The following is a 25,648-nucleotide window of genomic DNA, read 5'->3' on the forward strand; positions in this document are numbered from 1 at the left end:
CTAACCCGTCAGGGAAATTTTGACGAGCGGATGCCGCGGATCTATCGTCGAGAGGTGTCTACCGAAACCCCGAATATTTTGTACACGTCACCGACCGACCCGCTCGCGGCCGCGCTGGTGGCTGAACTCTCGCGGGAGTACGACGAGCGTTACGGCCTGAACGACGGAATTCCGTCGTCGATCGAGCTCAGCCGGTATCCGGCCCGGCGCTTTCAACCGATCGACGGTGGCACGTTTCTCCTGCTGGTGGAGAACGGCAGCGCTGTTGCCGGCGGAGCGTTCATGCGGGCCGAGAATGCTGGTGCCGTCGAGATCAAGCGAGTTTGGACCCACTCGGCGCACCGAAGGCGCGGCCTCGCCCGCCAAGTGATGGCCGAGCTGGAGGCCGAAGCTGCCCGGCGGGGCATCCGTTCTATTGTGCTGACCACGGGGCCGCGCCAGCCGGAGGCGGTGGCGCTGTATCTCACGCTCGGTTATGAGCCGCAGTTCGACCTTGACGCCGACCGGGAGTCGATCGGGTATCTGGAGTTTCGCAAGCAACTCGATGCTGGCGTCGCCAAACGCGGTTCTGTCGAGCCGTAGACCGGTCGGCTAAACAGGGCGCCGGTGCACGCCACCGAGGCGCTGGTCGGTGCCGAGGCGCTGATCGGTGAAGAGGCGCTGATCGGTAAAGAGGCACAGGGATGCCGCAGCGAGTTGGCGCTGCGGCATCCGCTTTTTAAAAGGGCCTTACTTGACCGCGGCCGCGAGCAGGGCAACGTAGTCCTCGAGGCCCCAGGACAGCGAGAGTCCGGTGGGCGGGGAGACCGAGCTGATGAAGGCCGCGCCGACCGGGGACGCGACCGTGCCGGCCTGCACCTGCGGCATGGCCTGGGCGTAGCTCGCGGTAAGGAACGCGTCGGACTCTTCCTGGGTGGAACCGAAGTTCACCAGCAGGTCGCTGTCGAGCTGGTCGAGTTGCTCGTAGCTGAGCGTGTAGTAGAAGCTCGCCTCGTCGGTCGCGAGTTCGTCAACGGCGGGCGCGCTGACGAAGCCGAGGTCGAGGGTGAAGTCGACGCGCGGGTCGTCTTTCTTGTAGACGTAAAAGCTGCCGGCGCTGTCGCTCGCCAGGGCGATGGTTTTGCCGGCGAATTCGGGGTGCGCGGCGGCCTGGTCGGCGATTTCGGTGTCGATCGAGGTTAGCAGCGCGCTCGCCTCGTCGGTCTTGCCGAGTGCGGTTCCGGTGATCTCGATCAGATCGCGCCACGGGGTGGCCCAGGCGTCGCCCGGGTAGGCGACGACGGGGGCAATCTTGCTCAGCAGGTCGTACTCCGGTTCGGTGATACCGGAGTAGGCGGCCAGGATCACGTCGGGGGCGGCCGCGGCGATGTCCTCGTAGGGCGGCTCCTGGGTGTCTGGCAATATGACCGGCACCTCTTCGCCTTCCAGTGCCTCGCTGATCCACGGCAGCACGCCGTTCTCGTCGCCGCCGTAGCTTTGGAAGGGGATGGCCACTGGAATCACGCCGAGCGCGATCGCGTCGTCGGCGCTGCCCCAGCCCCAGGCCACGACGCGGGTCGGCTGCTGGTCGATTGTAGTTTCGCCGAAGGCATGCTCGATGGTGACGGGAAAGCTGCCGGATGCCGCGGCATCGGCAGCCGGAGCAGTCGCGTCATTGGCGGCGGCCGTGCAACCGCTGAGGCCGAGGGCGAGGATGCTCGCGGCGGCAGCGAGCGCGAGGGTAAGGCGTCGGGACACGTGGTTCTCCAGTCGTCGGTCGCAGGCGACCTGACAGCCCTGCGTTCTAAGGGTAGCCTACCCTAATTTAAGACCTTTTCGACTTCGATTCACGGCCTCGGTGTGCGCCGTTGGCACCCGCCCGTGGAACCGGCCGATCGGCACCACCATCGGGGCGCCGCAGACCGGGTCGGGAACGATGCGCGCCTCGAGGTCGAAGGCGTGCTGCACGATCTCGGCCGTGAGCGTCTCGGCCGGCGTGCCGTTGGCGACGATGCGCCCGGCGCACATGACGACGAGGTGGTCGGCGTAGCGGGCCGCGAGGTTGAGATCGTGCAGCACCATCACGACGGTGGTGCCGCGCACACGGTTGCGCTCGAGCAGCAGGTCGAGCACCTCGATCTGGTGGGTCACGTCGAGAAAAGTAGTCGGTTCGTCGAGCAGCAGAATTTCGGGATCCTGGGCGAGCGCCATGGCAATCCAGACACGCTGGCGCTGCCCGCCGGAGAGGTCTTCGAGGCGGCGCCGAGCGAGCTCGTGGGTGTTGGTGGCGGTCATCGCTGCGGCGACGATCTCGTCGTCGGTGCTCGACCACTGCCGAAACCAGCCCTGGTGCGGGTAGCGGCCACGCCCGATGAGGTCGGCCACTGTGATGCCATCCGGGGCTACGGGCTGCTGCGGCAGGAGCCCGACGATGGTCGCGACTGTCTTACCGGGCAGGGCGGCGATGTTGCGGCCGCCGAGGGTGACCTGGCCGGCATCCGGTTTAATCAGACGCGAGAGCCCCTTGAGCAGGGTGGACTTGCCCGAAGCGTTGGCACCGACGATGACGGTGATGGCCCCGGGAATGACCTCGAGGTCGAGGTTCTCAATGATGGGTGTCTGGTCGTAGCCAAGGCTGATTCCCTCGGCGCGCAGCAGGTGGGGCATCAGGCGCCCTTTCCGGTTTTGTTGCTGCTGGCGAGCAGCCAGAGCAGGTAGGGGGCGCCGATCGCGCCCGTGATGATTCCGGCGGGCAGTTCGAGTTGCCCGGGGAGCAGGTGTTGGGCGGTGAAGTCGGCCACGGTCGTGATGAGCGCACCGACGAGGGCCGCGGGAAGGAGGGCGAGTCCGCCGGTGCCGACAATTCGCCGGGCGATCGGCGCCGCCACGAAGGCCACGAAGGCGAGCGGACCGACGGCAGCGGTCGCCGTCGCGGCGAGCGCAACAGCAATCACGAGCAGTATGAGCCGCGTGCCTTCAGCGCCGACACCGAGGCTCGTCGCGAGATCATCGCCGAGTTGCAGGGCGCGCAGGCGGCTGCTCAGTGCGCGAATGACGGGCAGCAGCACCAGCAGCACGACCGCGACGACCGCAGTATCCTGCCAGCGGGCGCCGCTCACGCTGCCGACCAGCCACAGCAGGGCGCCCTGCGCGTCGTTGAGATTGGCACGGGACAGCAGGTAGCCGAGCAGGCCCTGCACCATGAACGCGATCCCCACGCCGATCAGTACGAAGCGATAACCGACCACGCCGCCGCGGCGTGCCAGCAGATAGATGGCGCAGGCGACGATGATGGCCCCGGCGAACGCGGCGAGGGAGGTGGCGACGGCACCGAAACCGAGGATGAGCATACCGAAGACGGCGGCGGCACTCGCTCCCCCGGTCACCCCGATGATGTCGGGGCTCGCAAGCGGATTGCGCAGCACGGTCTGGAACAGCGCTCCCGACAGCGCGAACGCCACTCCCACGAGCAGGGCGAGGGTCAGCCGCGGCAGCCGCAGCGAGAGCACGATGAAGTTCTCGCTCTGCGTGCCCTGCCCGGTGAGGGTGCGAAGCAGGTCGGGCACGCTGAGTGAGTACGCGCCGACGGCAAGGTTGAACGCGGCGACGACCACGAGGGCGCCGACCAGCACGAGCATGACGCTCCGGTTGCGCCTACTGCGGCCGGCGTGCACGGCGGCCAGTGAGGGGACGGCGCGGGGGGCGGCATCCGCTTTCTGCGCGCTGAACTTCACAGGCCGGCCAGTTTCACGCGGCGTACGAGGGCGATGAGCACCGGAGCCCCGAGGAACGCGACGACGAGGCCCGCCTCGATCTCGCCGGGCTGGGCGATGAGGCGACCGAGCACATCAGCCGCGACGAGCAGGGTGGGGCCAAAGAGGGCGGAGAAGGCGATGATGAGGCGGTAGTCGGGGCCGGTGATCCAGCGGGCCACGTGCGGTACGGCCAGGCCGACGAACACGATCGGGCCGGCCATCGCCGTCGCCGAGCCACAGAGCAGCACGATTGCAACAGCGCAGACGATGCGGGCGACCACGAGGTTCTGGCCGAGCCCCCTGGCGAGGTCGTCGCCGAGGGCGAGGGCATTGAGCATGCGGGCCGCCATGATGGCGAGAACCGCGCCGACCAGGATGAAGGGGGCGAGTGGCAGGGCTGCGTCAAGGCCGCGAGCCACCAAAGACCCGGCCGCCCAGAACCGGTAGCGGTCGAAGGTTTCGGTGTCGGCGAGCAGCACGATGGTGATGAGCGAGGTGAACGCGGCGGTGAGCGCGGTTCCGGCGAGCGCGAGCTTGACCGGGGTGGCGCCTTCCCGACCGAGCGAACCGATCAGGTACACGATCGTCGCGGCGACGGCAGCTCCAATAAAGGCAAACCAGACGTAGCCGAGCGAGGACGTCACACCGAACCAGGCGATTCCGGCGACGACAAACAGTGAGGCCCCGGCATTAACGCCCAGCAGACCGGGGTCGGCGAGCGGGTTGCGGGTGACGCCCTGCATCAGGGCGCCGGCCATGCCGAGGGCGAGACCGGCGAGGAGGCCGACGACGGTGCGCGGCACTCGCAGGTCGAGGATGACGGTGTGGTCCGTCACGGTGTCGTCGGGGCTGAGCAATGCCTCGACAACGGTGCCGAGGGCGATCTCCCGGGTGCCGACCAGCAGCGAGGCGGCGATACTCAGGCCGAGCAGCACTAACGCGAGCGCGAAGCCGATGACGACGCGACGCGGACGGGTGCGGGTGGGCGTGGGGCGTTCGTGGATCAGGGTCATTGAGCTTCGGACCGGCCGAGCCGCCAGTAGCCCATGAAGGCCACCCTGGAACGGTCGATGCCCGTCTCGCTCACCAGAAAACGTCGAAGCAGTTTGATCATGCAGGATTCGCCCGCGAGCCAGGCGTAGAAACCGGTGCCGGCTTCGTCGTTCGGCGATTCCCAGAGCAGGTCGCAGTCCACGTCGACCTCGGCGAACGGCTCCGGGTGTGCAGCGACCGCCAGGTGGACGAGCGCGCCGTTGTCGGCGACCCAGTCACGCACGGCTTCGTCCAGGCGTTCTCCGTGCGGCGCTGTGTCGCGGGCCAGCCACGTGATCTCGCAACCGTTCGGCAGCACGAAGGCCAGAGCATCCGCTTCGGTGGGCACTTCGATGAAGGCGCGGGCACGGCGGCCAGCGGGCAGGCTCTCGAGGATGCTGCCGATAGCGGGGGCGGCGGTTTCATCACCGGCCAGCAGCAGGTCGGTCGCGTGGGCGGGGTGCCAGTCGAGGCCGATCGCACGACCAGGGCTGCGTTGGTCGGGGCCGACGATGACAACGTCACTCCCGATGGACGCCGCCTGCAGCCAGCGCGCGGCCGGGCCGAGGGTGTCGTGGCCGGTGTGGGTCACGAAATCCACATCGATCTCGCGTTGTTCGGGGCGCACTGCTCGAATTGTGTAGGTGCGAAACGGGTTGCGGTCGGCGTCGGGCAGCGCGCGCCAGCGGTCGTACCACGTGCCGCCGGTACCGGGGCTGTCGTCATCAGCGCCGATATCGGAAAGCCCGCAGCCGGGCAGTGGCAGCACGATCTTGACGCGCTGATCGAGCCCGGCAGTGCCGAAAATATCGAATTGCGCACCGAAGAACGTCACCCGGGTGAAATGATCACTCAGCGAGCGGATGCCGACCACGGTGGCCCGATAAGGACGGTAGGCCGGGCGGTCGGTGACCGCTGCGGCACCCAGGCTGGTCCGAATCGGTAAGGTAAGCATAACCTTAGTATGGCATGCCTGTCCTCACAACGGGCGGTGCGGTCGAGATCGCCAGGCCCACATGGGTCACGTTGGGTGCCCCAGATTTCGACGCGCGCGACCGTAGACTGAAATCATTGTGAAAAGTTACTGGACCCTCCTGCGTACACCCGGCGTGTCCCGCCTGATTGGCGCGCAGCTGACGGCCCGTTTCCCGTTCGGCATGCTCTCGCTCGCCTTTCTCATTCACATCGAGCAGATCTTTGATTCCTATGGCGCTGCCGGGCTCGTTCTCGGCGCAATGAGCATCGGCCAGGCCATCGCGGGTCCTCTCACCAGTCGCCTGATGGGTCGGCTCGGCATGCGCCCGGTGATCATCGCGACCATGTTCATCTGCGCGGTGTCGATCATCGTCATGGCGCTGGTTCCGCTGTCGGTACCGAGCCTCATGCTCATCGGATTCGTGGCCGGTCTGTCGACGCCGCCGATCCAGCCAGCCGTGCGCACCATCTATCCCAAGATCGTCAACTCCCGCCAGCTCACCCCGCTGTTTTCGCTCGACGCTTCGGCGCAGGAGATCATCTGGGTACTCGGCCCCGTCATCGCGACCTTCGTGGCGCTGCAGGTGTCGACGACGGCAGGCATCCTGCTCGCCGCATTTTTTCTGGTCGCCGGCGGAATCTGGTTCGTCTCCCTGCCGGAGGTGGGGCGGGTGCGCATCCCGCGCAGCCGCCGCAAGCTCGGTGTGGTGCTGAAGAAGCCTGAAGTGCTGCTCAGCACCATCGTCGGGTTCACCCTCGTAGCCGCCTGCGCCGCCGTAGAGGCCGGAGTGGTCGCCGTGTTCGGGCACGGCAGCGCCGATGCCGGCTGGGTGCTGGGCATCTTCGCCATCGGCTCCCTGATCGGCGGGCTCGCACTCGGCCACGCCCCGATCGGACCGTGGGCACTCGCCGCCCGCATGCTGATCGTCACGATCGGACTCGCCCTGGCAAGCCTCTGGCTCACCTTCTGGTGGCTGTCACTGGCCTTGCTCGTGGCGGGGGTCGGTATCGCTCCCGCCTTCGCGGTCTTGTTCGGCATCGTCTCGGCGAGCGTGAAGTTCAGCGACACCGCCGAGGCCTATGGCTGGGTCGGTACCGGCCAGCTGATCGGGGCCGCCCTGGGCTCCGCCATTGCCGGGTTCTCGATCGACCAGTCCGGGCCGGTCTCGGCGATCTATGTCGCCGTGGGCTTCGCCGCCCTCGGCTGCATCATTCCCGCGCTCGGTCGTCGCTGGCACCCCGACCTCCGTGGCCGGGACATCAGCCCCATTCCCGACACCGAGCCCATCCAGGTGCAGGTCTCTTAGCCCAGTTCTCCTAGCATGAAGGGATGAACTCACTCACCCTCAACGACGGCCACCTGATTCCCCAGCTCGGTCTCGGGGTCTACAAGGTAGCGGATGACCTCGCCGCCGAGACCGTGCAGGTCGCGCTCGACGCCGGGTACCGTCACGTCGACACCGCTGCGCTCTACGAGAACGAGGTCGGCGTCGGGCTGGGGCTCGCGCGTTCCGGCGTGCCCCGGGAAGACGTGTTCGTGACGACCAAGGTCTGGAATGACCGCCACGGCTACGCCGAAACGTTGAAAGCCTTCGATGAGAGCCTCGCCAAGCTGGGCCTGGACTACGTCGACCTGTACCTGATCCACTGGCCGGCGCCGAAGCAGAACCGCTATGTCGACACCTATCGCGCCCTCGAAGCGATCCGCGCCACCGGCCGGGCCCGCTCGATCGGCGTTTCCAATTTTCACCCGCACCACCTCGACCGGCTCTTGGCCGAGACCGAGGTCGTGCCCGTGCTCAACCAGGTGGAGTTGCACCCGTGGTTGCCGCAAAGCGAGGTGCGCGCGTATGACACGGCCCGCGGCATCCGTACCGAAGCGTGGTCGCCGCTGGCCCGCGGGCGGGCGATCGGCAACCCCACGCTGGATGCGATCGGAGCCAGGCACGGCAAGTCCGCCGCGCAGATCGTGATCGCCTGGCACCTGTCACTCGGCAACATTGTCATTCCCAAGTCGGTCACGCCGGCGCGTATTCGAGCCAATATCGACGTGTTCGACATTGTGCTCGACCCGCAGGATCTTGCGGCGATTGCGGCACTCGACAGCGGCGAGCGCACCGGCAAAGACCCCGACGACCTCGACTGAACCCTACAGCGGCACGAGCGCGTCTGGCCCGAGGGGGTCTGGCACATCCTCCGGGTTGGGCAGCGAACTGACAAAGCGGTAGAACACGATGCCGAGCCCGGTCGCGACCACGCCGCCCATGGTGAAGGGCAACGCGAGATCGATGCGGCCGACCAACCCACCGAGCACACTACCCACCGGCATCGCACCCCAGAGCAGGGTACGCCAGGTGCCGTGCACCCGCCCGAGCAAACGGCCAGGAATGATGCTCTGCCGCAGCGACATCACCAGGATATTCCAGACCGTGACGGCGCCGCTGCTCACCGCGAAGAACACGACGGTGACCCAGAGGTTCGGCCACAGTCCGACCGCGAGAAATGACAGGCCACTCAATACGAGCATGAGCGCCATAGTTGGCCCCGCGTTCAACCGGTTCTTCAGAGGTGCAGTGAAAACGGATGCGACGATACCGCCGACCGCCCCGCTCAGCATGAACAGGCCGAACCAGAGCTCTGGAACCCCAAGCGGTCCCAGCACGAACAACACAAAGCTCGCCGTCGCGAACGAGAACGCGAGGCCGACCACGGTGCTGAGCAGCCAGAGCGTCACGAGCATGCGGCTCTTCACGATGAACCGGTAGCCATCGACGAACTGGCGGTACCAGGCCGATTCGGGCTTGGCCCCGATCAGTACGTGCTGGCGCCCCGACGCGATTTTCGGCAGTAGCAAGGCCAGCACGACGGCCACGAGAAAAGCGAGCGCGTTCACCCCGAGCGGGATGATGACCGACACCGCGAATAACAAGGACGTGAACGGTCCGGCCAGAAAATTCTGCACGACCAGCTCGCCAGCCTCGATGCGGGAGTTGGCGCGAGGCAGGTCGCTGCGTCCGACGATGCTCGGCACCACCGCTCTGGTGGCCCCGTCGTAGACCGTCTCGAAGGCGCCATAAATGAAGATCACGACATAAAGCCAGACGATGCTGAGGGTGCCGGTAATCGAAAGCAGACACAGGGTGACGGCCAGGAGCATCCGTACCGTATTGGCCATCCCGAGCGCGATGCGGCGGTCGATGCGGTCGACCAGGATTCCGGCAGAAATGGCGCAGAGGAGCCAGGGCAGCATCGCCATGGCAGCGATTCCGCTGATCAGCAAGGGATCGTTGGTCAGCCGGGCGGCTAACAGTGGCAGCGCCGTGCGGGCGATTCCGTCGCCGAGGTTGCTCGCCAGGCTCGCGGTGAACAGGTTGGTGAAAGCCGGTCCCAGGCTGCCCGACGACCGCCGACGCATCACCAGCGCGGGTGGATCTGCTCCCGCAGGAGCCGGTCGTAGATGTCCTGCACGCCCTCGTTGAAGGTGATGCCGAGCGGCTCGGCCACGCCCGCCGCGGCATTGCCCTGCGCCTGCGCGACCGAGCGGGCCCCCGGGATGACGGCGCTCACGCCGTCAATCTGGGCGACCCAGGCCAGTGCGGCCTGGGCCGGAGTGAGGCCGGCCGGAGCCAGGGCTGCGAATTCGGTGGCGGCCTGCAGGCCCACCTCAAAGTCGACGCCGGAGAAGGTCTCACCGACATCAAAGTGGCTGCCGTCACGGTTGAAGTTTCGGTGGTCGCTTTCGGCGAAGACGGTCTCGTGAGAATATTTGCCGGTCAGCAGCCCGCTGGCCAGCGGAACCCTGGCGATGATACCGACTCCGGCGGCGCGCGCAGCCGGCAGCACCTGATCGAGCGGCTTGAGCCGAAAAGCGTTCAAAATAATTTGTACCGTGGCGATACCCGGGTGGCTGATCGCGCCGAGGGCCTGGTCGCAGGTCTCCACGCTCACACCGTAGTTCTTCATGACGCCCTCGCCGACGAGGGTGTCGAGCGCGTCGTACACCTCGCCGGAGTCGAACACCGCGCTCGGCGGGCAGTGCAGCTGCACGAGGTCGAGGGTGTCCATGCCGAGGTTTGCCCGGGACCGGTCGGTCCACTCCCGAAAATTGGCGAGTACGAAGTTCTCGGGAACTTGTTCGACGCGGCGGCCCATCTTGGTGGCGACGGTGACGTCGGCACCAAGCGCGTCATGGGCCAGAAACTGCCCGATCAGCCGCTCGCTGCGGCCGTCACCGTAGACATCCGCCGTGTCGAAAAAGGTGACACCGGCATCAGCGGATGCCGCCAGCACTGCGGTGGCGTCGGCGTCGGACACGGCGCCCCAGTCGCCCCCGAGCTGCCAAGTGCCTAGGCCGATCACGGAAACAGTGCGGCCAGTTCGTCCGAGGGTGCGTTTTTGCATGTCCCCAGCTTAGGCACCCGACGGGCCTTGCCGCCGGAGCACGTGCCGTCGTTCGCCCACTTACGCCGGGTGCGGGTGACGTCGCTAGCGGCTCCCGATGCGCTCCGCGATCAGCGGCCCGCCATACTGCACGGGCTCGCCGGGGTCGCCGATGCGCCAGGCACCAGCGACGGCCTCGAGCGCCCGGGCGAACCGCGCCGGCTCGTCGGCACTGAGTGTGAAGAGCGGCTGGCCGGCCACGACGGTGTCACCGGGCTTGGCGTGCAGGTCGATTCCGGCGGCATGCTGCACCGGATCCTGCTTGCGCGCCCGGCCAGCGCCAAGCCGCCAGGCACCGATCCCAAACGGCAGCGCCTGCTGTTCGACCAATACGCCGCTCCGCTCAGCGAGCACGACGTGGGTTTCGCGGGCGACCGGCAGCGTGGCATCCGGGTCGCCGCCCTGTGCCCGAATCACGGCACGCCACTTGTCCATGGCCCGGCCGTCGGCGAGGGCCGCGGCCACGTCGACGCCGGTGATTCCGGCCAGCGAGAGCATTTCCTCGGCGAGGGCCACCGTGAGCTCGACCACATCGGCGGGCCCACCGCCAGCGAGCACCTCCACCGATTCGCGCACTTCGTTGGCGTTGCCGATGGCAAAACCGAGCGGCACGTTCATGTTGGTCAGCAGAGCGGATGTTGCCACCCCGGCGTCCTCACCGAGCTCGACCATCGTGCGCGCCAGCTCCCGCGACCGCTCGATGTCTTTCAGAAAAGCGCCAGAGCCGAACTTCACATCGAGTACGAGCGCACTGGTGCCCTCGGCGATTTTCTTCGACATGATGGACGACGCGATCAGCGGAATCGACTCGACCGTGCCGGTGATGTCGCGCAGGGCGTAGAGCTTGCCGTCGGCGGGGGCCAGGCCGCTGCCGGCCGCACAGACCACCCCACCGATCTCCTGCAACTGCTTGAGCATCTCGGCGTTGGTGAGGTTGGCCCGCCAGCCCGGAATGGACTCGAGCTTGTCGAGGGTGCCGCCGGTGTGGCCGAGCCCGCGGCCGGAGAGTTGCGGAACGGCAGCCCCGAAGACCGCCACGAGCGGCATCAGCGGCAGAGTAATCTTGTCGCCGACACCGCCGGTGGAGTGCTTGTCGGTGGTCGGCTTGCCGAGGCCGGCAAAACTCATCCGCTCGCCGCTCGCAAGCATGGCCATGGTGAGGGCGCGAATCTCGCTCCGGCTCATGCCGTTCAGAAAGATGGCCATGGTCATGGCAGCCATCTGCTCGTCACCGACAAAACCACGCGTATACGCGTCGATCAGCCAGTTGATTTGCGATTCGCTGAGTTCGCCGCGGTCGCGCTTGGTGTGGATCAGGTCGACGGCGTCGAACGCTTCGATGGTGGTCATGGTGTGGGTCCCACAGCAGCGCGGTAGTCGGCGAGTTGGCGGGGCCCGAAGGCATCCGGCAGTACCTCGTCGATGGTTTTCACGCCGGACACCGTTTCAAGCAGCATGCCCGGCGCGGAGTGTTCGTAGAGCAGCTGTCGGCAGCGACCGCACGGCATGAGGATGTTGCCAGTGCCGTCGACGCAGGTGAATGCCACGAGCTGGCCGCCGCCGCTACGGTGCAGGGCGGAAACCAGACCGCACTCGGCGCAGAGGGTGAGGCCGTAGGAGGCGTTCTCCACGTTGCATCCGCTGATCACTCGCCCGTCCGTTACGAGCGCGGCAACGCCCACCGGAAACTTCGAGTACGGCACGTAGGCGGTCTTCATGGCAGCGAGGGCCTGCGAGCGCAACGCCACCCAGTCGATGGTCACTGTGCTCACTTGATGTACGGCTTTCCGTCGGCGGCGGGTGCCCGCGAGCGGCCGACGAACCCGGCGACGGCGAAGATCGTCACGACGTAGGGCAGCATGAGCATGAACTCGCTCGGTACCGGCGAGCCGATGATGCCCAGCACGTTCTGCAGATTGGTCGCGAAGCCGAACAGCAGCGCCGCGAGGGTGGCCTTGATCGGATGCCACTGGCCGAAGATCACCGCGGCGAGGGCGATGAAGCCCATACCGTTGGTCATCTCCTTGTTGAACGCACCGACCGCGCCGAGAGTGAAGTACGCCCCGCCGAATCCGGAGACGACGCCGCCCAGGGTGACGGCAATGAATCGGGTGCGGTTGACGTTGATGCCGACCGTGTCGGCGGCTTGCGGATGCTCACCCACGGCCCGCACGCGTAGGCCCCACTTGGTGCGAAACAGGCCGAAGAACACCAGGGCGACAGCGACATACATGACGTAGACGATGATGGTCTGGCGAAACAGAACCGGGCCGATGATCGGGATTTCACTGAGCAGCGGAATGTTCAGCCGCGGAAAGACATCCGGTGAGTTGAGGTTGGCACTCGGGGCGAGCACCTGCGAGTAGAGAAAGCTCGTGAGCCCGATCACGAGCACGTTCAGCACGACACCGACGATGACCTGGTCGACGAGGTACTTGAGTGCGAAGGCAGCCAATACCATCGACACGAGCGCCCCGGCCACCATGGCGGCGAGCAGGCCGAGGTAGGGGTTGCCCGTGGCAGAGGCGACAACGGCGGAGCTGAAAGCCCCGGCAAGCAGCTGCGCCTCGATGGCTACGTTCACGACGCCGGCGCGTTCCGATAGCACGCCGCCTAGAGCACCGAAGATGAGCGGGGCGCTGAGGGTGACGGTGCCGATCAACAGTCCGGGAACGGGAATGGTCGAGCCGGACGCCGCCCAGGCCAGAAAGCCGATCAGGAACAGCAGCGCGAACACGATGGTCAGCACGATCGGGATCTTGCGGTGGCGATAAACCAGCCAGGCCGACGCCACCGCCATGAGCACGAGCACAATGGCGACGACCACCCCGGTCACGAAGGTCGGCAGGGCAACCTCGGGGAGTTGGATGAAGTCACGCGCCTCCGACAGTCGGAAGGTGCTGAGCTCACCCCGCTGACCGCGTCCGAGCCCGACAAACAGGAGCACCGAGGCGATGGCAAAGGCGCCGAACGTGATCGGAATCTTCCAGCTGCGAACCTGCGCCGTCAGCTTGACGATCGGGGCCGACGAAGGCAGCGGCGCGGAATCTTGCGTGATCGTACTCATTTCGCCACCACCTCATTGGTCTTGCGCGTCTTGACGTCGCGAATTTCGGGTCCTTTGGTGGTGCCCGGAGTCGGCAGGTGGAATATGGCCCGCACCAGCGGCGGGGCTGCGATGAACAGCACGATAAGCGCCTGCACGACCACGACGATATCGATCGGCACCCCTTCAGCAGCCTGCATCGCGAACCCGCCGGCCTTGAAAGCACCGAAGAGGATACCGGCGGCAAAGATGCCCCAGGGTTTTGAACGACCGAGCAGCGCGACGGTGATGGCGTCGAAGCCGATGCCGGCGTCGATGCCGGCACCGAACCCGGTGGTCACCGTGCCCAGGACTTGGTTGATGCCAGCCAGGCCCACGAGCGCGCCCGAGATGGCCATGGCGTACAGGTAGACGTTCTTCACGTTGATGCCGGCTACCCGGGCCGCGCTGGGGTTTTGTCCGACGGCGCGAAACTGAAAGCCCAGGTTGGACCGGCTGAGCAGCCACCACACGAAGATTGTGGCCGCGATGACCGTGAGAAAGCCGGCATGGAGGTTGTAGCGCGGGCCGAACAGTTCAGGGAACACCGCCGTCGCTGCCATGGGCGGCGTCTTCGGGTTGTTGCTGCCTGGAGCCTGCAGCGCACCGGGGGTGCGCAGCAGGAACTGAATCAAGTACAGCGCCACGAAGTTCAGCATGATCGTGACGATCACCTCGTGGGCTCCGGTGCGGGCTTTGAGCAGGCCGACAATTCCACCCCAGATCGCACCACCGAGCAGACCGGCAACAATCGCGACGATCAAGTGGATGCCGGCGGGCAGTTCCACTGCAAAGGCCACCCAGCCGGCCGCGCCGGCAGCGATGAGCATCTGCCCGCGGCCACCGATATTGAACATGCCGACCCGGAAGGCGAGGCCAACGCCGAGACCCGCCGCGATCAGCGGCGTGGCAAAGGTGAGGGTCTCGGTCAGGGGGCGAATAGCGTTGAAGAAGTTTGGGGCGCGAAAGTTATAGATGGACCCTTGAAACAACGCCGAGTATGCACCCGCAACGGCCTCCCAGACGGCCCCGACCAGGTCGGTCGGTCGGGAAAAAAAGTAGCCGGCGGTTTCCTGCACGCGATCGTTCGTGAACGCGATCAGTACCGCGCCGACAACGAGGGCGAGCACCACTGCGAGCACGGAGATCATTGCGCTGCCGCCGGTGATATCGCGCAGGGCCTGGGTCCACCGTTCGGAGCCGTCCTTCTTCACAGCGCCGGGTACCGGATCGGGACCTGGCGCCGGCGCGGCGGCTGTCGTGTCACTCACCGCGCGGCCTCTGCTGCCGGGGCGGGCTCGCCAGCCATCATGAGGCCGAGCGTGGCCCGGGGGGTGTTGCCGGGAACGATGCCCACTATTTCTCCTCGATACATCACCGCGATGCGGTCGGCAAGAGCCACGACCTCGTCGAGCTCGGTGGAAACGACAATGACCGGAATGCCGGAGTCCCGGGTTTCAATGATGCGGGTGTGCACGAATTCGATCGACCCGACATCGAGCCCGCGGGTCGGCTGCGCCGCGACGAATAAGCGCAGGTTGCGGCTTAGCTCGCGCGCGAGCACGACCTTCTGCTGGTTGCCACCGGAAAGCCGACCGGCTTCCATCTCGCTGCCCTGCGACCGAATGTCGAACTCCGCAATCTTCTCGGCGGCGAACTTGGCCCGAAATCCCAGCTGCAGGTTACCGGCCTTCACAAACGGTGCCCCCGAGCTGCGGTCGAGCATGAGGTTCTCGGCGATGCTGAAGTCGGCGACGAGACCGTCTTCGGTGCGGTCTTCGGGTACGAATCCGACGCCGGAGTCGAGAATGTGCCGCACGCTGTAGCCGCGCAGTGGTTTGCCGTCGAGCTCGATCGACCCGGTGACGTGGTGCTGCAGGCCCAGTAGCGCTTCGGTAAGTTCCGTCTGGCCGTTGCCCTGCACTCCGGCAATGGCGAGCACCTCGCCGGCCTGCACGTCGAAGCTGACGTTGTTTACGACGATCTGGTTGCGCGAATCGACCACCGAGAGGTTCTGCACCGATAGCGCGGTGCCTCGCAACTCGGGTGAATTCTTGTGCACCGTCAGTTCGACGGCACGGCCGACCATCAGGGAGGCAAGCTCCGCGTTGGTCGCGGTCGGCGAAGCTTCACCAACCACGGTTCCCAAGCGGATGACCGTGATGCGGTCAGCGACGGCGCGCACCTCCCGCAGTTTGTGCGTGATGAACACGATCGAGGTGCCGGACTCGGCGAGCTGACGCATGATGATCATGAGCTCGTCAGTTTCCTGTGGGGTGAGCACGGCGGTGGGTTCGTCGAACACCAGCACCTGGGCGTCCTGGGATAGCGCCTTAATGATTTCCACTCGCTGCTGCACACCGACCGGAAGGTCTTCGATGAGCGCGTCGGGGTCGATGTCAAAGCCGAAACGGTCAGAGACCTCCCGCACCTTGGCCCTGGCTGCGCTCAGATCAAGTCGACCACCGAAGGTGGTTTGCTCGTGGCCGAGAACGACGTTCTCGGCCACGGTGAATACCGGAACGAGCATGAAGTGCTGGTGCACCATGCCGATCCCGGCCTTCATGGCGTCGCCCGGACCGGCAAACTTCTGGACCTTGTCGTCCAGCAGAATTTCGCCCTCTTCGGCGACATACAGTCCGTACAGCACGTTCATCAGGGTGGACTTGCCAGCGCCATTCTCGCCTAGCAGGGCGTGAATTTCACCCGACTCGACGGTGAGGGAGATGTTGTTGTTGGCGACCAGCGCACCAAAGCGCTTGGTGATGCCGCGAAGTTCGAGCTTCATTCATCCTGAATTCTTGGGGTAGCGCCGGCGGGATCACTGCGCGGGGGAACGAAATGGGGAGGCCGACAATTCGGCCTCCCCAGGTCACTACAGCGTATTACTGCTTGGGCGAAGCGGGCGATTCGACCGTGATCGAACCGTCGATGATGCCGGCCTTGATCGCGTCGAGCTCGTCAACCATGGTCGCGGCAACCTTGGATTCGAAGTTGTGGAACGGAGCAACGCCCACGCCGTCGTTGTCCAGGGTCCCGACGAACGGGGTGGCGTCGAAATCGTCGGCGCCAGCCTTTGCCACCACCTCGGCCACACCGACCTTCATGCCCTTGAGGATGCTGGTCAAAAACAGGTCAGCACCGTCTGGGTAGGTCTCGTAGAGGTCGGCGTCCACGCCGATCATGGCGATGTCCTTACCCGAGCTCTTGACGGCCTCGATCGCGCTCAGGAAGATCGGTCCACCAACGGGCAGAAGCACGTCGGCGTTCTGGTCGATCAGGGCCTGAGCCTTGGCGAGCGAGTCGACTCCGGCGGCGAAGCCACCGGTGAACGAACCCGTCTGGGATGCGACGTCCCAGCCGACGGTCTGAACGGTGGTGTCGTTCTGCTCGTTGTAATATGCGACGCCGTCAGCGAAGCCATCCATGAAGATGGTGACCGGCGGGATCTGCAGCCCACCGTAGGTTCCAACGACGCCGGTCTTGCTGTAGCCAGCGGCCGCATAGCCGGCCAGGAAGGCGGCCGGAGCGGTGTCGAAGACAATGGGCTTGATGTTCGGAGCGTCGATCTCACCGTTGAAGTCGAGGTCGGCCGTGTCATCGATGATCGCGTAGTTGACCTCGGGGTTGGCCAGGGCCGACTCCACGGTCGCAGCAGCGAGGTTGAAGCCGACGGTGACGATCAGGTTGCAGCCCTGGTCGACAAGGTTCTGAACGTTGGACTGATAATCGGTCTCGGCGGCGGATTCGACCGTGATCGGTTCAACCCCAAGGGTCTCGGAGGCCTCGGTAAGCCCCTCAAAACCGAGCTGGTTGAACGATTTGTCGTCGAAACCACCCTCGTCAGACACCATGCAGGGCAGAAAATCGCTCGCCGCGGCGGAGTTGTTGTCGGTGGTGGCGGGGGCCTGAGCACAGGCGGCGAGCATCGCCACGGTACCGAACATTGCAAGACCGGTAAGTACGGTCTTCCGGGTCGAAATTGTCAAGAGGACCTCCAGGGTGCTGCCCAGCGAGATCGCACGGGCGTGGTGGGGTCCACGTTACCCAATGTGAAGCTGCGCGGATGAGCATTGTGGGTGCGCGACCGAGTCGTTACCAAGCCGCGACAATAACTAAGCGATTCTTCTCTTATTGGGGCGAACTGGGGCCCTCGACGACGATGATCCCCGCTATGATCGCAGACCGTATCTGCTCGATTTCGTCGACCAATTCCACCGAGACCAGGGCGGACTGATCATGGAAATCAGCAATTTCGACGCCGCCGTTCTTGAGCGTGCCGACGAACGGCTCATTGTCGAAGTTGCCGTCCAGGTCGGCGCCGATCGCTTCCACGACCGCAGCAGACGTATTTTTTAATACGCTGGTGAGCACGACCGACTGAAACTGGGTCGGCAGGGTGACGTATCCGTCGTTGTCGACCCAAATAATGGAGACGCCCGGTGTCTCGATCGCAGCAGCGGCTGCGCCCTGCCCCACCTGGCCCGCTACCGGCAGAATGATGTCTGCGCCCAGGTCGATGAGCGACTGGGCGAGAGCCTTCCCCTTGTTGACATCTTCGAAGTCGCCGGTGAAGCTGCCGTCCTGGGTGTCCTTGTTCCAGCCAAGAACTTGCACGTCAACCTGGTGCTTGTCGTTGTACATGGCGACGCCGTCGACGAAGCCATCCATGAACAGGGTGACGGGCGGCTGGTTGCCGCCACCGAAGGTGGCCACTATGCCGGTCTTGCTCACGCCGGCGGCGAGATAGCCGGCCAGAAACGAGGCCTGCGCGGTATCGAACACGATCGGTTTTACGTTGGGGGCTTCGACGACCTCGTCGACGATCGCGAAGTGTACGTCGGGGTTGGCGGTCGCCTCGGCGAGGGTCGCCTCGGCGAGTTCAAAGCCGACGGTGAGAACGAACTGGCATCCGGTCGCGACGGCCTGACTCACATTGGGTGCCAGGTCGGTCTCCGATGTCGACACGATCGCATCGGTGTCAATGCTGTACTTCGTCGCCGCCTCCTGCAGCCCCTCCCAGCTGGACTGGTTGAAGGACCGGTCGTCGAGACCGCCCGAGTTCGTGACCATGCGAGCGCAGTAGTCGGGCGCCGTCGCATCCGTTGTCGCGGTGGGTGTCGGCGCCTGCGCGCACCCGACCAGCAGCAGAGCAGATGCCGCGAGGGCAGAGACAGCAATCAAGTGACGCATAGAGACACTCCCTTAAGCATGAACTGGAATTCTAGTCAGTGCGAACCCAACACCGGTACGGGACTAGAGCACATCGCTCGACCCGGACAGCTTTAGCGCGTCGACGACCGCCTTGACCTTCTGGGCGTTCGCGCTCGTGGTGACCAGCAACGCGTCGGGCGTGTCGATCACGACAATGTCTTCGACGCCGATCAACGCGATCATGCGGCCGGTGTGGCTGACCACGATGCCGCTCGACGAGTCGGCGAGCACCCGTGCTCCTTCGCCGAGGATGGCAAGGTTAGCTTTGCGTCCGCCCGAGTGCAGCTTGGCGATCGAGGCGAAGTCACCCACGTCGTCCCAGTCGAATTGGCCGGGAATCACGACAAGCTTGCCGGCGGCGGCGGCCGGTTCGGCTACCGAGTAGTCGATGGCGATTTTCTTCAGGCGCGGCCAGACTTGATCGACGACGGCGCCACGGGCCGGGGTATCCCACGCTGCGGCCAGTTCGAGGAGCCCGGCGTGCAGCTCGGGCTCGGCCGCCTCAATCTCGGCCAACAGGCGGTCGGCACGGGCAATGAAAATGCCGGCGTTCCACAAGTAACAGCCATCAGCGAGGTAGCGCTCAGCGACGTCGGGGCTGGGCTTTTCGACAAAGGAGTCAACGGCCAGGGCACTCGGTGCCCCCTCGATAGCCAAAGAAGCGGCGCTTTTGATGTACCCGAAGCCGATCGCGGGCTCGGTCGGCCGAATGCCGATCGTGACGATATAGCCGGCATCCGCTGCGACAACCGCCTCCGTCACCGCCGAGCGAAACAGCGCGTCGCCCTTGATGACATGGTCGGCAGGGAACGACCCGATGATCACGCCGGGTTCACGCAGCTCTAAAATGGCCGCGGCGAGACCAATCGCGGCGGTCGAGTCGCGCGGTTCGCTCTCGAGTACGACGTTCGGGTCGGTCAGTTCGGGCAACTGCTGTTCAACGGCCGCACGGTGCGCCCGCCCGGTGACGACCATGATGCGCTGTTCGTTCGAAAGCGGAACGAGGCGGTCCCACGTGTCGCGCAGCAGGGTGTGCCCTGACCCGGTGAGGTCGTGCAGAAATTTGGGGGCATCCGCTCGCGACAGCGGCCACAGCCTTGAGCCGATGCCGCCGGCGGGGATGACGCTATACAGGCGGTCGATGGGCTCAATGGACGTAATCATGGGCCCAGACTATCCGGCGCCTGCACTCCGACGGCCCGCGACCACTGTTCATGCGCCCGTTACTCTGCGGCAATGCTCGTTGCTTACTCTCAAACCATGCGGATCGCAGTAATCAGCGAAAGTTTTCTCCCCACCGTGAGCGGTGTGACCACGAGCGTCTGCAGGGTGCTCGAGCACCTGGCCGCCACCGGTCACGAGGCCATGGTCATCGCCCCCTACGGCGCCCCCGCCGAGTACGCCGGTTTTCCGGTGCACACCGTCTCCGCGGTCCACTACCGCGAATTTCCGGTGGGTATGCCGAGCCCGCAGGTGCAGAAGCTGCTCGCCGACTTTCGCCCCGATGTGCTGCACGCCGCCTCGCCGTTTCTGCTCGGCGCCCAGGGCATCAGCGCCGCCAACCGGCTCGACATTCCCTCGGTCGCGATCTTTCAAACGGATGTCGCCGGCTACGCACACCGAAACCACCTCGGTCCCGCCACAGCCCTGGCCTGGCGGTTTGTGAAGTGGGTGCACGAGGGAGCCACCCGCACTCTCGTTCCATCGTCGTCGTCGATGGCTGCCCTGCTCCGCCTCGGCGTTCCCCGGCTGGCGATGTGGACTCGCGGAGTCGACCTCGCCGGGTTCCACCCAAATCTGAAGAATGACCCGGCGGTCGCCGCCCTGCGGGAACGAATTGCGCCGCAAGACGAAGCCCCCACGGGCTCCGGCGCGAAGCGTGACGTGATTGTCGGGTATGTCGGCCGTATGGCCCCGGAAAAGCAGGTGGAGCGACTGCGTGCGCTGCGCGGGGTGCCGGGCATCCGCTTGGCCCTCGTCGGAGACGGGCCGAGCGTTCCTTCTATTCGGCGCGCTCTCTCGGGCATGCCGGTCACCTGGCTGGGACGCCTGTCGGGCCGCGAACTGGCCGTTGCCTATGCGAGCTTTGACGTGTTCGTGCACGCGGGCACCGAGGAAACCTTTGGACAAACGCTGCAGGAAGCGCACTCCGCCGGCCTGCCCGTGATTGCCCCGCACGCTGGCGGACCGATCGACCTCGTGACGCACGGCGTAAACGGCTACCTGTTTCGGCCGGACGACGACGGTGACCTGCGGCACTGGGTGTGCCAACTCGTGCGTGACCCCATGCTGCGCGCACGCATGGGCGAAGCTGGTCGTCGCGCTGTGCTCGGGCGCTCCTGGCCGACGGTCTGCGCGGAACTCGTCGAGTACTACGAGCAGGCCGTCGACGAGCGTCTGGCCGTGCGCGCCGACACGCACGTGCCACCCTCGATGCAGCGTTAGGTCACCCTAACCGGCACAAGCGGGCGGAGCGCTTGTAGAATAACGTCAGGTGCGGATAGCGCATTCTCGGTCTCACTAAAGAGCCATTATTCAGCCAGGGAGGGTTGTTCATGCCACAGACGGCAGGAACCCTAGATTCTCAGCAGAAGACGACGTCACGTCGCCCCGCCGGCACCCTTTATCGGGGTAACACAGGCATGTGGTCGTGGGTATTGCACCGCATCACCGGCGTCGCAATTTTCTTCTTTCTGCTCGTTCACATTCTCGATACGGCACTCGTACGAGTCAGCCCCGAAGCATACAACGCGGTCATCTCGCAGTACCAGACGCCGATTATGGGACTCGGTGAAGTCGCACTCGTTGGCGCCATCGTGTTCCACGCGTTCAACGGACTGCGCATCATTCTGATCGACTTCTGGAACGCCAAGTACCAGCGGGTGCTGTTCTACGTCGTCATCGGCCTCTGGGTCGTCACCATGCTGGGCTTCGTGCCACGCCACCTCATCAACGTGTTCAGCCACTAGGGGGCGACAAAATGACTTCAACAATCGAAGCTCCCCGCAGCCCGTACACCCGCTCCACCAGGAAGAGCGGTGTCAACTGGGAAAAGTGGGGCTGGATCTACATGCGCGTCTCCGGCGTCGTGCTGGTCGTGCTCATCTTCGGCCACCTGTTCGTCAACCTCATGACCGGCGAGGGCGTCAGCGCCCTAAACTTCGCGTTCGTCGCCGGCAAGCTGGCGAGCCCATTCTGGCAGATCTGGGACGTACTCATGCTTTGGCTCGCCCTTATTCACGGCGGCAACGGAATGCGCACCCTCGTCAATGACTACGCGACCTCGCGAATCAGCCGCGGCATCCTGAAGGTCGCGATTCTGGTCAGCGTCGTCTCACTGATCGTTCTCGGGACCCTTGTGGTTTACACATTCGATGCCTGCCCGGCCGGTTCGCCCGCCGACCTTCTTCCCGCTGTCTGCTCAACCCTTTAGGAGCTGCACAAACTCATCATGACGACACCTGCACCCGCGCCCACCTCCACCCTTGTGGACGGCGTTCACTACCACCAGTTCGACATCGTGATCGTGGGAGCAGGTGGGGCTGGCATGCGTGCCGCCATCGAAGCCGGCCCCCACGCCAGCACAGCAGTCATCTCCAAGCTCTACCCGACGCGTTCACACACCGGTGCAGCGCAGGGCGGCATGGCTGCGGCCCTGGCCAACGTCGAGGAAGACAACTGGGAGTGGCACACCTTCGACACGATCAAGGGCGGCGACTACCTGGTCGACCAGGACGCTGCCGAGATTCTGGCCAAGGAAGCCATCGACGCGGTCATCGACCTCGAGAACATGGGCCTGCCCTTCAACCGCACCCCAGAGGGCAAGATCGACCAGCGTCGTTTCGGCGGCCACACCCGCGACCACGGCAAGAGCCCGGTTCGCCGCTCCTGCTACGCCGCCGACCGCACCGGCCACATGATTCTGCAGACGCTCTATCAGAACTGTGTCAAGCGCGGCATCAACTTCTTCAACGAGTACTACGTGCTCGACCTCGTCATGACCAACGTCGACGGCGTCGACCAGCCGTCGGCCGTGGTCGCCCTCGACCTGTCGAGCGGCGAGCTGCACGTGTTCCAGGGCAAGGCGTTCATCTTTGCCACCGGCGGTTTCGGCAAGATCTACAAGACCACCTCCAACGCGCACACCCTCACCGGTGACGGTGTCGGTATCGTCTGGCGCAAGGGACTTCCGCTCGAGGACATGGAGTTCTTCCAGTTCCACCCGACCGGCCTGGCCGGGCTGGGCATCCTCTTGACCGAGGGAGCCCGCGGCGAGGGAGCCATTCTGCGGAACGCGAGCGGTGAGCGCTTCATGGAACGCTACGCGCCGACCATCAAAGACCTCGCCCCGCGGGACATCGTCTCGCGCTGCATGCTCAAGGAGGTCGCTGAGGGTCGCGGCGCCGGGCCGGAGAAGGACTACCTCTACCTCGACTGCACGCACCTCGGCAAGGAGCTACTCGAGACCAAGCTGCCCGACATCACCGAGTTCGCCCGCACCTATCTCGGCGTCGACCCGGTCACCGAACCGGTGCCGGTCATGCCGACCGCGCACTACGCGATGGGTGGAATCCCCACCAACGTGAAGGCCGAAGTCTGGCGCAATAACGAGCAGGTCGTTCCCGGCCTGTACGCCGCCGGCGAATGCGCCTGCGTCTCGGTGCACGGCTCCAACCGCCTCGGCACCAACTCGCTGCTCGACATCAACGTGTTTGGCAAGCGCGCCGGCAACAACGCGGTCGAATACGTCAAGACGGCCTCGTTCACTCCTCTACCGGAAGACCCGGCCAAGGAAGTGCGCGAACTGCTGGAAGGCATCCGTTCGTCGACCGGAACCGAACGCATTTCCGTGCTGCGCAAGATTCTGCAGGAAGAAATGGACAAGAAGGCCCAGGTGTTCCGCACCGACGAGTCTCTCGCCGAGGTCACCGAGACCATTCACCTGCTGCGTGAGCGTTACAAGAACATCGGCGTGCAGGACAAGGGCCGACGGTTTAACACCGACCTGCTCGAGGCCGTTGAGTTGGGCTTCCTGCTCGACCTCGCTGAGGTTGTCGTCTACTCCGCCCGCAACCGCAAGGAAAGCCGCGGCGGACACCAGCGTGAGGATTACCTCGTGCGCGACGACGAGAACTACCTCAAGCACACCATGGCGTACCTGAAGGGTGACGCCCTGAGCGCGGATGCCGCCGACCACATCAAACTCGACTGGAAACCGGTTGTCATCACCCGCTACCAGCCGATGGAGAGGAAGTACTAGTGAGTTCCGCCACGATTGATCAGAAGCCCATCGTTCCCGAGGAGATCAAGTCCTTCACGGTCACGCTCATTATTCGTCGGTTCAACCCGGAGGTCGACAGCGAGCCGCACTGGCAGGACTTCGACGTGCAGATGTACCCGACCGACCGTGTGCTCGACGCGCTGCACAAGATCAAGTGGGACCAGGACGGTTCGCTGACCTTCCGTCGCTCTTGCGCCCACGGCGTCTGCGGCTCGGATGCCATGCGCATCAACGGCCGCAACCGCCTGGCCTGCAAAACGCTCATGAAAGACCTCGACATCACGAAGCCCATCTACGTGGAGGCCATCAAAGGCCTGCCGCTGGAGAAGGACCTCATCGTCGACATGGAGCCGTTCTTCGACTCGTTCAAGGCGGTGCAGCCGTTCCTCATGAACAGCGTCACCCCGGAGAAGGGTAAGGAACGCATTCAGACGGTCGCCCAGCGCGCCCGTTTCGACGACACCACCAAGTGCATCCTGTGCGCCGCGTGCACGTCGAGCTGCCCGGTGTTCTGGACCGACGGCCAGTATTTCGGGCCGGCCGCGATCGTCAACGCGCACCGTTTCATCTTCGACTCCCGCGATGAGAATGCGGCCGTGCGCCTCGACATCCTCAACGACAAGGAGGGCGTGTGGCGTTGCCGCACGACCTTCAACTGCACCGAAGCCTGCCCTCGTGGGATCCAAGTGACCCAGGCCATCGCCGAGGTCAAGCAAGCCATCATGCGCGGCAAGGCGTAACTGCCCGATCTGCTGTGAAGACACCCCCGTCGATTCGACGGGGGTGCTTTGGTTAGTCGAATAAGCTGACACGGTGAAAGAGCTTGTAGAGCGCGTTTTTGCCTGGCGCCCCGTGCGGGTCGTGACCCATTTCAACACCGTGGGTGGTGGCATCCTGGCCGCCGGAATGTCCTACCAGGCGATCTTCGCCATCTTCGCGGCCGTCTGGGTGGGCTTCTCCGTTGCCGGTTTGTACCTGACCGCGAACCAGGGACTGCTGAATGCCCTGTACGCCATCATCAACCAGTCGGTTCCCGGCCTTATCGGTACCAACGGCATCATCGACCCTGAGCTGCTCGCTACCGCTGGCATTCTCACCTGGACCGGTGCCATCGCACTGGTCGGACTGCTCGTGACCGCACTGGGCTGGCTCTCGGCAACGGCGCAGGCCGTGCGCACCGTGTTCGACATGCCCCAGCAGACCACATTTTTTCTCTGGGTCAAGTTGCGCGAGCTCGGCCTCGGGCTGGTGTTTGGCCTCGCCCTCATTCTGTCGGCGTTGGTCTCACTCGCGAGCACCGCGCTGCTCGGCGCGTTGTTCGGAATCTTTCAGATACCCCAGGACTCGTTTTTCTACGAGGCTTCGGCCAGGGTGACCGGCCTAATCGTCGTACTTGTCATCGACACCCTCACGCTGGTCGGTCTATTCCGGGTGCTGTCCCGGGTGCGCATTCCCTTGCGGCGGCTGTTCACTGGCGCTCTGCTTGGCGGAATCGCACTCGGCGTGCTCAAGTTTCTTGGCGGTGCCCTACTCGGCGGGGCCAGCCGCAATCCATTGCTCGCGACCTTCGCCGTGATCATCGGGCTGCTGATCTGGTTCAATCTGGTGAGCACGGTGACGTTGGTCGCCGCGTCCTGGATTGCGGTCGGCATGAACGACGCGGGAATTCCGCCCCACACGCTCCGTGCTGATGAAGCCGCCGAAAATCAGGAGCAGCGCATGCACGATGCCCTGCGGCTGACCGCGCACTCCGAACTGACCGCCGCGAGGGCCGACCTCGATGCATCGCCCTGGTATGCCCGCTGGAGCGTACGTCGACGGCTCCGCGCGGCTGAAAACGTCGTTGACGGGTATGCCAGGGCGGATGCGGCCGACGCCCGTAAGTAG

The 25,648-nt window shown here is 65.1% G+C and carries 24 protein-coding genes; 9 read left to right on the forward strand and 15 right to left on the reverse strand.

The annotated features are described in order from the left end of the window. The first annotated feature begins 54 nt into the window (after positions 1-54). A complete protein-coding gene (locus CXY70_RS04315; RefSeq protein WP_233205732.1) occupies positions 55-582 on the forward strand; it encodes a GNAT family N-acetyltransferase in 528 nt (175 codons plus the stop codon). A 147-nt stretch (positions 583-729) separates the two neighbouring features. Here the strand turns inward: CXY70_RS04315 and CXY70_RS04320 are convergent, their stop codons facing one another. The 5 genes from CXY70_RS04320 to CXY70_RS04340 are packed head-to-tail and all read right to left on the reverse strand — an operon-like array spanning position 730 to position 5,721. Then, positions 730-1,737, reverse strand: coding sequence for an iron-siderophore ABC transporter substrate-binding protein (locus CXY70_RS04320; protein WP_104191156.1), 1,008 nt, complete (start codon positions 1,735-1,737; stop codon positions 730-732). A gap of 57 nt (positions 1,738-1,794) precedes the next feature. Continuing rightward, positions 1,795-2,646, reverse strand: coding sequence for an ABC transporter ATP-binding protein (locus CXY70_RS04325; protein WP_104191157.1), 852 nt, complete (start codon positions 2,644-2,646; stop codon positions 1,795-1,797). After that, positions 2,646-3,713: an iron chelate uptake ABC transporter family permease subunit gene (locus CXY70_RS04330; RefSeq protein ID WP_233205733.1), complete on the reverse strand. Its 1,068-nt coding sequence runs from the start codon at positions 3,711-3,713 to the stop codon at positions 2,646-2,648. The genes CXY70_RS04325 and CXY70_RS04330 overlap by 1 nt, the downstream gene beginning before the upstream one ends. Next, positions 3,710-4,747 carry an iron ABC transporter permease gene (locus tag CXY70_RS04335; RefSeq protein WP_104191158.1) on the reverse strand — a complete coding sequence of 346 codons (1,038 nt, stop codon included), beginning with the start codon at positions 4,745-4,747 and terminating at the stop codon, positions 3,710-3,712. Before CXY70_RS04335 ends, CXY70_RS04330 begins: the two co-directional genes overlap by 4 nt. Next, positions 4,744-5,721 (reverse strand): siderophore-interacting protein, encoded by a 978-nt coding sequence (locus tag CXY70_RS04340; protein WP_104191159.1) that lies wholly within the window; start codon positions 5,719-5,721, stop codon positions 4,744-4,746. Before CXY70_RS04340 ends, CXY70_RS04335 begins: the two co-directional genes overlap by 4 nt. Before the next feature lie 118 nt (positions 5,722-5,839). Here CXY70_RS04340 and CXY70_RS04345 point away from each other — a divergent pair, with 118 nt between their 5' ends. Together CXY70_RS04345 and CXY70_RS04350 are read left to right on the forward strand one after the other, a co-directional pair. Continuing rightward, a complete protein-coding gene (locus CXY70_RS04345) occupies positions 5,840-7,048 on the forward strand; it encodes an MFS transporter (RefSeq protein ID WP_104191160.1) in 1,209 nt (402 codons plus the stop codon). Between the two features lie 23 nt (positions 7,049-7,071). Further along, positions 7,072-7,887, forward strand: coding sequence for an aldo/keto reductase (locus CXY70_RS04350; protein ID WP_104191161.1), 816 nt, complete (start codon positions 7,072-7,074; stop codon positions 7,885-7,887). Between the two features lie 3 nt (positions 7,888-7,890). Here the strand turns inward: CXY70_RS04350 and CXY70_RS04355 are convergent, their stop codons facing one another. The 10 genes from CXY70_RS04355 to CXY70_RS04400 all read right to left on the reverse strand — a co-directional run bounded on the left by CXY70_RS04355 (position 7,891) and on the right by CXY70_RS04400 (position 19,644). Further along, complete coding sequence (locus CXY70_RS04355) at positions 7,891-9,156, reverse strand: MFS transporter (protein ID WP_104191162.1); 1,266 nt, start codon at positions 9,154-9,156, stop codon at positions 7,891-7,893. Then, the gene (locus CXY70_RS04360) at positions 9,156-10,142 is read right to left on the reverse strand and encodes an aldo/keto reductase (RefSeq protein ID WP_104191163.1); all 987 of its coding nucleotides are present in this window, start codon (positions 10,140-10,142) and stop codon (positions 9,156-9,158) included. The genes CXY70_RS04355 and CXY70_RS04360 overlap by 1 nt, the downstream gene beginning before the upstream one ends. Before the next feature lie 84 nt (positions 10,143-10,226). Continuing rightward, entirely contained in the window at positions 10,227-11,531 is a 1,305-nt protein-coding gene (locus tag CXY70_RS04365; protein ID WP_104191164.1) for a thymidine phosphorylase, read from the reverse strand. Next, a complete protein-coding gene (locus CXY70_RS04370) occupies positions 11,528-11,944 on the reverse strand; it encodes a cytidine deaminase (RefSeq protein WP_255412011.1) in 417 nt (138 codons plus the stop codon). Before CXY70_RS04370 ends, CXY70_RS04365 begins: the two co-directional genes overlap by 4 nt. A 5-nt stretch (positions 11,945-11,949) precedes the next feature. Then, the gene (locus CXY70_RS04375; RefSeq protein ID WP_104191166.1) at positions 11,950-13,248 is read right to left on the reverse strand and encodes an ABC transporter permease; all 1,299 of its coding nucleotides are present in this window, start codon (positions 13,246-13,248) and stop codon (positions 11,950-11,952) included. Continuing rightward, entirely contained in the window at positions 13,245-14,537 is a 1,293-nt protein-coding gene (locus CXY70_RS04380; RefSeq protein ID WP_369851759.1) for an ABC transporter permease, read from the reverse strand. The genes CXY70_RS04375 and CXY70_RS04380 overlap by 4 nt, the downstream gene beginning before the upstream one ends. Further along, on the reverse strand, positions 14,534-16,054 hold the full coding sequence (locus tag CXY70_RS04385; RefSeq protein ID WP_104191167.1) for an ABC transporter ATP-binding protein: 1,521 nt from the start codon (positions 16,052-16,054) through the stop codon (positions 14,534-14,536). Before CXY70_RS04385 ends, CXY70_RS04380 begins: the two co-directional genes overlap by 4 nt. Positions 16,055-16,151: 97 nt before the next feature. Then, the gene (locus CXY70_RS04390) at positions 16,152-17,255 is read right to left on the reverse strand and encodes a BMP family protein (protein ID WP_104191168.1); all 1,104 of its coding nucleotides are present in this window, start codon (positions 17,253-17,255) and stop codon (positions 16,152-16,154) included. 142 nt (positions 17,256-17,397) lie between these two features. Further along, positions 17,398-18,459 (reverse strand): BMP family protein, encoded by a 1,062-nt coding sequence (locus CXY70_RS04395; RefSeq protein WP_104191169.1) that lies wholly within the window; start codon positions 18,457-18,459, stop codon positions 17,398-17,400. Positions 18,460-18,522: 63 nt separating this feature from the next. Further along, entirely contained in the window at positions 18,523-19,644 is a 1,122-nt protein-coding gene (locus CXY70_RS04400) for a mannose-1-phosphate guanylyltransferase (protein WP_104191170.1), read from the reverse strand. A 96-nt stretch (positions 19,645-19,740) separates the two neighbouring features. On the opposite strand from CXY70_RS04400, the gene CXY70_RS04405 reads away from it, so the two are divergent. From CXY70_RS04405 to CXY70_RS04430, 6 genes are all read left to right on the forward strand, one after another. Beyond that, positions 19,741-20,925 carry a glycosyltransferase family 1 protein gene (locus CXY70_RS04405; protein WP_104191171.1) on the forward strand — a complete coding sequence of 395 codons (1,185 nt, stop codon included), beginning with the start codon at positions 19,741-19,743 and terminating at the stop codon, positions 20,923-20,925. 110 nt (positions 20,926-21,035) lie between these two features. Continuing rightward, a complete protein-coding gene (gene sdhC, locus CXY70_RS04410; RefSeq protein ID WP_104191172.1) occupies positions 21,036-21,449 on the forward strand; it encodes a succinate dehydrogenase, cytochrome b556 subunit in 414 nt (137 codons plus the stop codon). An 11-nt stretch (positions 21,450-21,460) separates the two neighbouring features. Next, a complete protein-coding gene (locus CXY70_RS04415; protein ID WP_104191173.1) occupies positions 21,461-21,913 on the forward strand; it encodes a succinate dehydrogenase hydrophobic membrane anchor subunit in 453 nt (150 codons plus the stop codon). Positions 21,914-21,931: 18 nt separating this feature from the next. Next, a complete protein-coding gene (sdhA, locus tag CXY70_RS04420) occupies positions 21,932-23,740 on the forward strand; it encodes a succinate dehydrogenase flavoprotein subunit (protein ID WP_104191174.1) in 1,809 nt (602 codons plus the stop codon). Beyond that, on the forward strand, positions 23,740-24,501 hold the full coding sequence (locus CXY70_RS04425; RefSeq protein ID WP_104191175.1) for a succinate dehydrogenase iron-sulfur subunit: 762 nt from the start codon (positions 23,740-23,742) through the stop codon (positions 24,499-24,501). Before sdhA ends, CXY70_RS04425 begins: the two co-directional genes overlap by 1 nt. A gap of 73 nt (positions 24,502-24,574) precedes the next feature. Beyond that, a complete protein-coding gene (locus CXY70_RS04430) occupies positions 24,575-25,648 on the forward strand; it encodes a YihY/virulence factor BrkB family protein (protein ID WP_146066052.1) in 1,074 nt (357 codons plus the stop codon).

It is taken from the genome of Cryobacterium sp. Y82, from assembly GCF_002929495.1.
In the GTDB taxonomy this organism is placed as follows: Bacteria; Actinomycetota; Actinomycetes; order Actinomycetales; family Microbacteriaceae; genus Cryobacterium; species Cryobacterium serini.

What these genes read in the sequence shown, in the direction of transcription:
- CXY70_RS04340 (WP_104191159.1), bottom strand. Translation starts at nt 5,721, where the DNA reads ATGCTTACCTTACCGATTCGGACCAGCCTGGGTGCCGCAGCGGTCACC.
- CXY70_RS04350 (WP_104191161.1), top strand. Translation starts at nt 7,072, where the DNA reads ATGAACTCACTCACCCTCAACGACGGCCACCTGATTCCCCAGCTCGGT.
- CXY70_RS04400 (WP_104191170.1), bottom strand. Translation starts at nt 19,644, where the DNA reads ATGATTACGTCCATTGAGCCCATCGACCGCCTGTATAGCGTCATCCCC.
- CXY70_RS04375 (WP_104191166.1), bottom strand. Translation starts at nt 13,248, where the DNA reads ATGAGTACGATCACGCAAGATTCCGCGCCGCTGCCTTCGTCGGCCCCG.
- CXY70_RS04355 (WP_104191162.1), bottom strand. Translation starts at nt 9,156, where the DNA reads ATGCGTCGGCGGTCGTCGGGCAGCCTGGGACCGGCTTTCACCAACCTG.
- CXY70_RS04385 (WP_104191167.1), bottom strand. Translation starts at nt 16,054, where the DNA reads ATGAAGCTCGAACTTCGCGGCATCACCAAGCGCTTTGGTGCGCTGGTC.
- CXY70_RS04415 (WP_104191173.1), top strand. Translation starts at nt 21,461, where the DNA reads ATGACTTCAACAATCGAAGCTCCCCGCAGCCCGTACACCCGCTCCACC.
- sdhC (WP_104191172.1), top strand. Translation starts at nt 21,036, where the DNA reads ATGCCACAGACGGCAGGAACCCTAGATTCTCAGCAGAAGACGACGTCA.
- sdhA (WP_104191174.1), top strand. Translation starts at nt 21,932, where the DNA reads ATGACGACACCTGCACCCGCGCCCACCTCCACCCTTGTGGACGGCGTT.
- CXY70_RS04365 (WP_104191164.1), bottom strand. Translation starts at nt 11,531, where the DNA reads ATGACCACCATCGAAGCGTTCGACGCCGTCGACCTGATCCACACCAAG.
- CXY70_RS04395 (WP_104191169.1), bottom strand. Translation starts at nt 18,459, where the DNA reads ATGCGTCACTTGATTGCTGTCTCTGCCCTCGCGGCATCTGCTCTGCTG.
- CXY70_RS04405 (WP_104191171.1), top strand. Translation starts at nt 19,741, where the DNA reads ATGCGGATCGCAGTAATCAGCGAAAGTTTTCTCCCCACCGTGAGCGGT.
- CXY70_RS04335 (WP_104191158.1), bottom strand. Translation starts at nt 4,747, where the DNA reads ATGACCCTGATCCACGAACGCCCCACGCCCACCCGCACCCGTCCGCGT.
- CXY70_RS04325 (WP_104191157.1), bottom strand. Translation starts at nt 2,646, where the DNA reads ATGCCCCACCTGCTGCGCGCCGAGGGAATCAGCCTTGGCTACGACCAG.
- CXY70_RS04360 (WP_104191163.1), bottom strand. Translation starts at nt 10,142, where the DNA reads ATGCAAAAACGCACCCTCGGACGAACTGGCCGCACTGTTTCCGTGATC.